Source organism: Neobacillus drentensis, from assembly GCF_036966985.1.
Taxonomy (GTDB): Bacteria; Bacillota; Bacilli; order Bacillales; family Cytobacillaceae; genus Neobacillus; species Neobacillus drentensis_E.
On the sequence record NZ_JBALSN010000360.1, the window covers coordinates 1 to 6,743 of the forward strand.

8 protein-coding genes are annotated in these 6,743 nt (G+C 38.4%); 3 read left to right on the forward strand and 5 right to left on the reverse strand.

What is annotated here, in order from left to right:
* Positions 1–226: 226 nt before the first annotated feature.
* Positions 227–457 carry a hypothetical protein gene (locus V7659_RS21670; RefSeq protein ID WP_335542168.1) on the reverse strand — a complete coding sequence of 77 codons (231 nt, stop codon included), beginning with the start codon at positions 455–457 and terminating at the stop codon, positions 227–229.
* A gap of 137 nt (positions 458–594) precedes the next feature.
* On the opposite strand from V7659_RS21670, the gene pdaB reads away from it, so the two are divergent.
* A complete protein-coding gene (gene pdaB / locus V7659_RS21675) occupies positions 595–1,347 on the forward strand; it encodes a polysaccharide deacetylase family sporulation protein PdaB (RefSeq protein ID WP_335542170.1) in 753 nt (250 codons plus the stop codon).
* A 23-nt stretch (positions 1,348–1,370) separates the two neighbouring features.
* On the opposite strand, the gene V7659_RS21680 is transcribed toward pdaB, so the two are convergent.
* Positions 1,371–2,051, reverse strand: coding sequence for a KinB-signaling pathway activation protein (locus tag V7659_RS21680; protein ID WP_335542171.1), 681 nt, complete (start codon positions 2,049–2,051; stop codon positions 1,371–1,373).
* A 150-nt stretch (positions 2,052–2,201) separates the two neighbouring features.
* Between V7659_RS21680 and gerD the strand changes: the two genes are divergently transcribed.
* Entirely contained in the window at positions 2,202–2,816 is a 615-nt protein-coding gene (gene gerD / locus V7659_RS21685) for a spore germination lipoprotein GerD (RefSeq protein WP_335542173.1), read from the forward strand.
* An 82-nt stretch (positions 2,817–2,898) separates the two neighbouring features.
* Here gerD and V7659_RS21690 read toward each other — a convergent pair whose 3' ends face one another.
* From V7659_RS21690 to V7659_RS21700, 3 genes are all read right to left on the reverse strand, one after another.
* Positions 2,899–3,954 carry an Mrp/NBP35 family ATP-binding protein gene (locus V7659_RS21690; RefSeq protein WP_283876980.1) on the reverse strand — a complete coding sequence of 352 codons (1,056 nt, stop codon included), beginning with the start codon at positions 3,952–3,954 and terminating at the stop codon, positions 2,899–2,901.
* Positions 3,955–4,250: 296 nt separating this feature from the next.
* Complete coding sequence (gene cwlD, locus V7659_RS21695) at positions 4,251–4,985, reverse strand: N-acetylmuramoyl-L-alanine amidase CwlD (RefSeq protein ID WP_335542176.1); 735 nt, start codon at positions 4,983–4,985, stop codon at positions 4,251–4,253.
* 75 nt (positions 4,986–5,060) lie between these two features.
* A complete protein-coding gene (locus V7659_RS21700) occupies positions 5,061–5,504 on the reverse strand; it encodes a YbaK family protein (protein ID WP_283876978.1) in 444 nt (147 codons plus the stop codon).
* Positions 5,505–5,683: 179 nt separating this feature from the next.
* Here V7659_RS21700 and V7659_RS21705 point away from each other — a divergent pair, with 179 nt between their 5' ends.
* Positions 5,684–6,595, forward strand: coding sequence for a nuclease-related domain-containing protein (locus V7659_RS21705; RefSeq protein WP_335542177.1), 912 nt, complete (start codon positions 5,684–5,686; stop codon positions 6,593–6,595).
* Positions 6,596–6,743: the final 148 nt, after the last annotated feature.

The window sequence follows — 6,743 nt, forward strand, 5'->3', positions numbered from 1 at the left end:
TCATAGTTGAAACTAAAAGTTATTGTTTGTTTGCACGATTTTGTTTGTTTAGTTTTCAAAGAACAATTTGTTCATCCGCTCAAAAAGCGGCTTTATTAATATATCACTCACAAAACATAATGTCAACAACTTTTTTAAAGTTTTTTATGTCAGCAGCGACGTTTATTAATATACCAAGATACTTATTTATTGTCAACGGATTTTGCAAAAAAAATAAAGTTTTACCTTATCCCTTTTTCCTATCCTTTCTTCCTCTTCTCATATACTTAAGACAATCATGTGGAGATGCCACCCTGCGAAAAAGGGTAAACAATACTTTATATCTTTCTTCCATTGCTCGCTTTACAATATGATCGATACGATCATCTCTTAAATCAAAAAGGATTTCATCCATCTCTCTTTTAATAAGGTATTCCATTTCTTTTACTTCTTTTTCGTTTATTAGAAGTCCAAACATTGAATAACCTCCAGCGAAATATCTAGTTATTGTAGTATTTTCCAATTATTGAGATTTTATTATAAGATTTTCTAATCATATTTAAAAAAAAGTCCGCATAGGTTGAGACAAGGACAGTATTGGACGAGGTGGGGACGATGAAATTCTTTTTTGTATTTAACGGGAAGTCTTGGAAGAACATATCACTTATTTTAATTGCAGCATTTTTTACTGCATGGTTTCTCTACATAGAGAACCTTACACAAATTCCTGTCTTTTCAACAAAGGATAGTCCGAAAGCGATTTATAGAGGGGAAAAGGGTCTTGCACTTACTTTTAATATCGGTTGGGGCGATGAAAAGGCAGAGCCTATTTTAGATACCTTAAAGAAGGAAAATGTAAAAGCAGCTACTTTCTTCTTAGCTGGTTCGTGGGCCGAGCGACACCCTGACATTGTTAACCGCATCATTAAGGATGGCTATGAAATTGGTATTCTTGGTTACGAATACAAAGACTATCGGGACTTAGAAGATGTAAAAATCGGCCAAGATATCTCAAAAGCACAAGAAGCCTTCAGGAAACTAAATGTGAAAGATATTAAGTTACTCCGCGCTCCAACCGGTCATTTTGATGAGCGGACTTTAAAAATTGCCAAAAGATATGGATATACAGTAGTCCATTGGAGTGTGGATTCAAAGGACTGGAATAATCCAGGGGTCCCAGCCATTGTCAAAAATGTGGGTAAAGCAGACAAAGGCGATATCGTTCTGCTTCATGCTTCCGATTCAGCAAAACAAACGGCAAAAGCATTGCCGTTGATTTTAAAGGATATTCGCCAAAAAGGGTTTAACCTTGTTTCCGTATCAGAAATGATAGCTAACGGTGAAGCCAGTTCAAAAGAAATTAGATAAACAGAAAAAAACCGTCCAACTTTTTAAATGGACGGTTTTTTTGTCTTTTTCTTATTTACGGGTTTATTACTTTGGCCTTGGCTTGCCCTCTTTTGTCTTTCCTGCTGTGATTGCAGGTTTAATTTATGCAAAATCAAAAGCTGATAAGCATTACATGCCATTAATGCAAACATCATGAGGTAAAGCCAGCTATGTTCATTTACACGAAGGACTGGTACCCACTCAACTAATGTAACCACAATCATAAAGAACATGGCAGGAATAAACGCATCCCGATTGGTCTGTTTTACTTTATACCATGCTGCCGCCAGCGCAATTGCTAAAAGGATGATAGCTAGACCAAAGTACGGGAGAATAGAATCACCTGGGTCAGCAAAATTTTCGTATCGCAGATAAACTAAATCAAATAAACCAAAAAGAATAAGAACAATTTGAACAGCATTCCACAATGAAACAGATTTAAAGATCCCTAAACCGAAGCGGTGAACTGTTAAATATGCAAAAAAGCCCATTTGGCTAATAACACTAAACAAAAAGCCCATGACAATTAACCAAATCAATGTCGACAAAATATCAATGAGTTTAAATTCAGTAAAATAGGGCTCAAACTCATTCCAGCGAACAATAAAGCCCACAATAGCCGTTGTGAGTCCGCCCACTAATAATGTGTTTAAAAATAATTTTACCCAATTACGGCTTGTCACACTATAAACCTCCAAAATACAAAAATAATCAACATTATGATTGTACCAAGCCAAATTTGAAAAATCCATAATTTATAATTCCACACGAATAATCTTTCACAAGTTATAACATGCTAAACTTAAGGATTTTTATGTGAAAGGGGCTTATTAATGAAAGCAAAGAGCATATTGTGCCTCCTGCCCATCTTGGTGTTCTTGACAAGCTGTTCTTCCAATGAATCCAGCGGCGGAGGACAAGTTGATTACGAACAAACGAAAAAGATGGTTGTTGATATTCTTAAAACGGATGATGGGAAGAAAGCACTCCAAGAAGTAATGTCAAGTGATGGCATGAAGGAAAAGCTGGTAATGGATCAAAAAGTAGTCTCTGATACGATCCAGCAAACTCTCACATCAGATAAGGCAAAAGATTATTGGAAAGAAACGTTTAGTGATCCTAAATTCGCACAAAGCGTTTCAAAAAACTTGAAAAATGAAAACAAAAAATTACTGAAGGAATTAATGAATGACCCCGAATATAGAGGAATGATGATTGAGGTTTTTAAAGAGCCGGAAATTCAAAAAGAGATGGCAGATGCATTAAAAAGTAAAGAGTACCGGGCTCATCTACAGAAAGTCATAACAGAAACAGTAGATAGTCCCTTGTTTAAAGCAAAAATACAAGAACTACTCTTAAAGGCAGCAGAAGAGGCAAATAGCAAAGCCGCTAGTAAAAGCCAAAGCTCCGACCAGGACAGCGGCAGTAAATCCGACACAGGGGGCTGATGCAAATTATTTATCTTAACCCCTACTATCTAAAAAAAGAGAAGCCTTTTCCAGAAGGAAAAGCTTCTCTTTTTGAGTTTATTTATTTTTTAAGTAAGGCAGTTACTTTTTCAGCGATTTCTAAATAGATTTTTCCAGTCTGATGGTCTTCTTGATAGATCGATGGAGCAAAGTCTTCGTCGTTCCAATCCGGCTGGTTAAGCGGTAAACGGCCAAGAACTTCAGTATTCAATTCTTCCGCTAATTTATCGCCGCCGCCTTGGCCAAATACATATTCCTTTTCACCGGTCACTTTACTTTCAAAGTATGCCATGTTCTCAATGACACCAAGAACTTCATGGTCGGTTTTCAGTGCCATTGCACCAGCACGTGCTGCAACAAAGGCAGCTGTCGGATGCGGAGTAGTAACAATAATTTCTTTACATGCCGGCAGCATAGTATGAACGTCTAAAGCCACATCCCCAGTACCTGGCGGCAAATCTAATAATAGATAGTCGATATCGCCCCACTCTACTTCACTAAAGAAGCTGTTTAACATTTTCCCTAACATTGGTCCACGCCAAATAATTGGCGAATTGTCTTCAACAAAGAAGCCCATTGAAATGACTTGGACACCAAAACGTTCTACAGGGATAATCTTTTCTCCTCTGACTACAGGTCTTTGTGTAATTCCCATCATATCAGGCACACTAAATCCATAAATATCAGCATCAATTAAGCCAACCTTTTTGCCTAGGCGTGCAAGGGCGACAGCAAGGTTCACTGACACTGTTGATTTACCAACGCCGCCTTTTCCACTTGCAATCGCAATGAAGGTGGTTTTATTTGAATGAAGTAAGTTTGTATCATTACTTTCTGGTTCCGCATGGCGGTGCGCGGCTAATACTTCTTCAGGGAGTTCGCTAAAGCGGATTCCAACCGTCGCTGCCCCAGCTTCTTTTAGCAAATTAACAATTTGTGTTTGTAACTGGAGCTGCTCCGCTGTACCAGTTTTCGCGATTGCCACTTTTACGCTGACATGGTTTTTTTCTTCTTTGATTTTTATTTCCACAATGGCATTTAATTCAGCTAATGTTTTATGTAAAAATGGTTCTTTAAGGCTGCCAAGAACCTCATAGATTCTTTCCTCTGTTAACATAAAAAGCACCTCACATTTTGAATTCGTTTCCATCTCTCAGTATATCATATCCAAGTTAAGAAACAGTTAAATGAATCACACGTATTTTTAATTGAATGTTAACTGCTTTTTTAAGAAAAGCGCAAGCGCCCTGGTCAGCAGCGTATGGCCTGGAGCGCTCCAACCGAGATAAAGGAAACACGAAGAACCGGAGGTGCATTCGTGCTTACTTATCGTAGAGCGGAGAGCGAAGGACACTAGCCATTAGGGGGCTAGAGCTAGACATTCAAAAAAAAATTGAAGGTGTTTTCTCACCTTCAATACTCTGGTTCCACTAGTTCTTTTTCATTCGTGTAATAACGTGTGATTCCTTGATAGATGGAAATGGCAACTTTCTCCTGATAAGAATCCTTTTTTAACTTTTCTTTTTCCGCAGGGTTGGACAAAAAGCCAACTTCAACTAGAACGCCAGGTTTCTTCGCATTTTTTAATATATAGACGTTATTAATAGGCTTCGCTCTACGCGTCGTGTTCTTTAGATTTGTCCGCAGCTCATCTTGGATAAACTTGGCTGCCTCTGCATTTTCCTTATATTGTGGTGCATAGAAGGTTTGGGCCCCACTCCACCTCGAAGAAGGAATGGCATTTAAATGAATACTGACAAAAAAGTCATTATCTCCCTCGTTAATCATTTTCAGTCTAGTTTTTAAATCTTCCACTTTTCTTCGACTGTAACCCCTTGTATCAGAAGCTGCTAAATCGGTATCTGTTTCTCTGGTCATAATCACAAGGGCTCCCTGCATTTGCAAGTAATCCCGGACTTTTTTGGTGATTTCTAGGGCAATGTCTTTTTCTAATGTTTGACCCGTTCCTGCGCCGCCATCTGGTCCGCCGTGGCCCGGGTCAAGCAAAATGATTTTTCCCGACAACGGAAGATTCCACGCATTCAATGAGTCATCTTCAGCAAAGTCGTATTGTAAAACGAAAAATAAGACAAATAAGCCTACAATAAAACTAATTATTTTCAGTCTGCGCTTTGACACCCCAATCATTCCTTCCCGCTCGTCCCTATTCTCTAAACTATATGGGACAAAGGGGGGATTTAGAACAGGAAGAAATGCCAGACCTTAGTGCAGACGGAGCTTGTGGCGTCTTTGCCCTTTTTCAAAGCCTTCTCTCCACCAGATGTGGATATACTGCTCACATAGGTAATAAAGTGATTCACTCATGGCGCCTTCTTCACCGCTTCCCCAATAAAGGAAAAAGTTATATAACGTATCAATTAGGTGTTTTTCTTCTCGGTAGCAGCGTTTTCGAACATCATCAAGGTTTTCGCCATGATAACCAAACTTGCTATATTTTGCTCCCAATAAAAAGGCTTCAAGGGCGATGTCATAGCATGCTTCTTCAATTCCTGTATTCATGATGAGGCTGGAAACAATTTTTGTTGAACCAAAGTATTGTTGGACTCGTTCTTTTAATGTATTGATCGATAGTTCCCGGAGAACTGATCGTTCATATTTTATTTGTTTTTCCCGTTTTTTTTCCTTAAAGGTCGTAATTACTGTCACTACTTTTCACCTCTTAGAACTATTCTTTATCTGGGATTCAGAAGAAATGCAAAGTTTTAAGTTGCCAATTTTTATCGGGTGGATCTGCTAATTGTTAACAAAGAATTCAAACCATTATTATGCTGTTCTTTGTAAAATAAGAGGTGGTCCCCAAAAAATTTGTGGAGAGGAAGTGGCACATGCCGCATTATAAGTCTCGTGAGAGGTCAAAGGAATTACGAGTTCTGAGTTCATTGAATGTACGAATGGGATTGTCTTTCAAAGACAAGCAGCGACTTGCTTATCTTGAAAAGGGATATCAGGGGGAAGTGTTCTTTGACCAGTTAACTTCTGAGTTAAAAAATGATTTATACGTTTTAAATGATTTGTGCCTTGAGCAAAATAAAACGTTTTTTCAAATTGATACATTAATTATTTCACAGCATACGATTTATCCATATGAAATAAAAAACTATGAGGGGGATTATCGGTATGAATCAGGAAATTTCTACCCCAAATCATCAAAGGATGAAATTAGTAATCCTCTACATCAATTAAAACGAAGTAAGTTGCTCCTTCGTCCTTTACTTAAAGATCTTGGCTTTTACTTACCTATTGAAGGCGACGTAACCTTTGTAAACCCCAATTTCACCTTATATCAAGCCCCATTAAAAGAGCCAATAATTCACCCCACTCAACTGAACAGTCTGATGAAAAGATTAAATGAGATTCCATCAAAACTAACAAACCGCCATAAAACGCTTGCGGATCAACTAATCTCATTGCACCAAATTGACAATCCCTTTACCCGTTATCCCCCTTATAGCTTTAGTCACTTGAAAAAGGGGATTATTTGTGGAAGGTGCCACTTGTTGATCATTCCTGGTGAGGGGAAGATGATGATTGTCTGTGGTATATGCGGGCACATAGAAACAATCGATTCCGCTGTTTTACGGTGTGTGGAGGAGTTAGTGCTGCTTTTTCCCGGCATCAAAATTACCACTAATCTGGTTTTTGAGTGGTGTGGGGTTGGGTCTAAAAAGCAAATTAGTCGAATCCTTAAACAAAACTATACTTTGATGGGGTTTGGTCAATGGACTTATTATGAATAGATTTACCAAGGCAACTCTATTTAGTACATAGAGGCAGGCGCGATTGACTACCCTATGTACTCTTTTTTTCGCTACATGGTCGTCAATAGCCCTTATTGTCAACCCTGGCGAATCTTTTTTCCCTTGCTCAGTCGTCAATAGCCTCTAT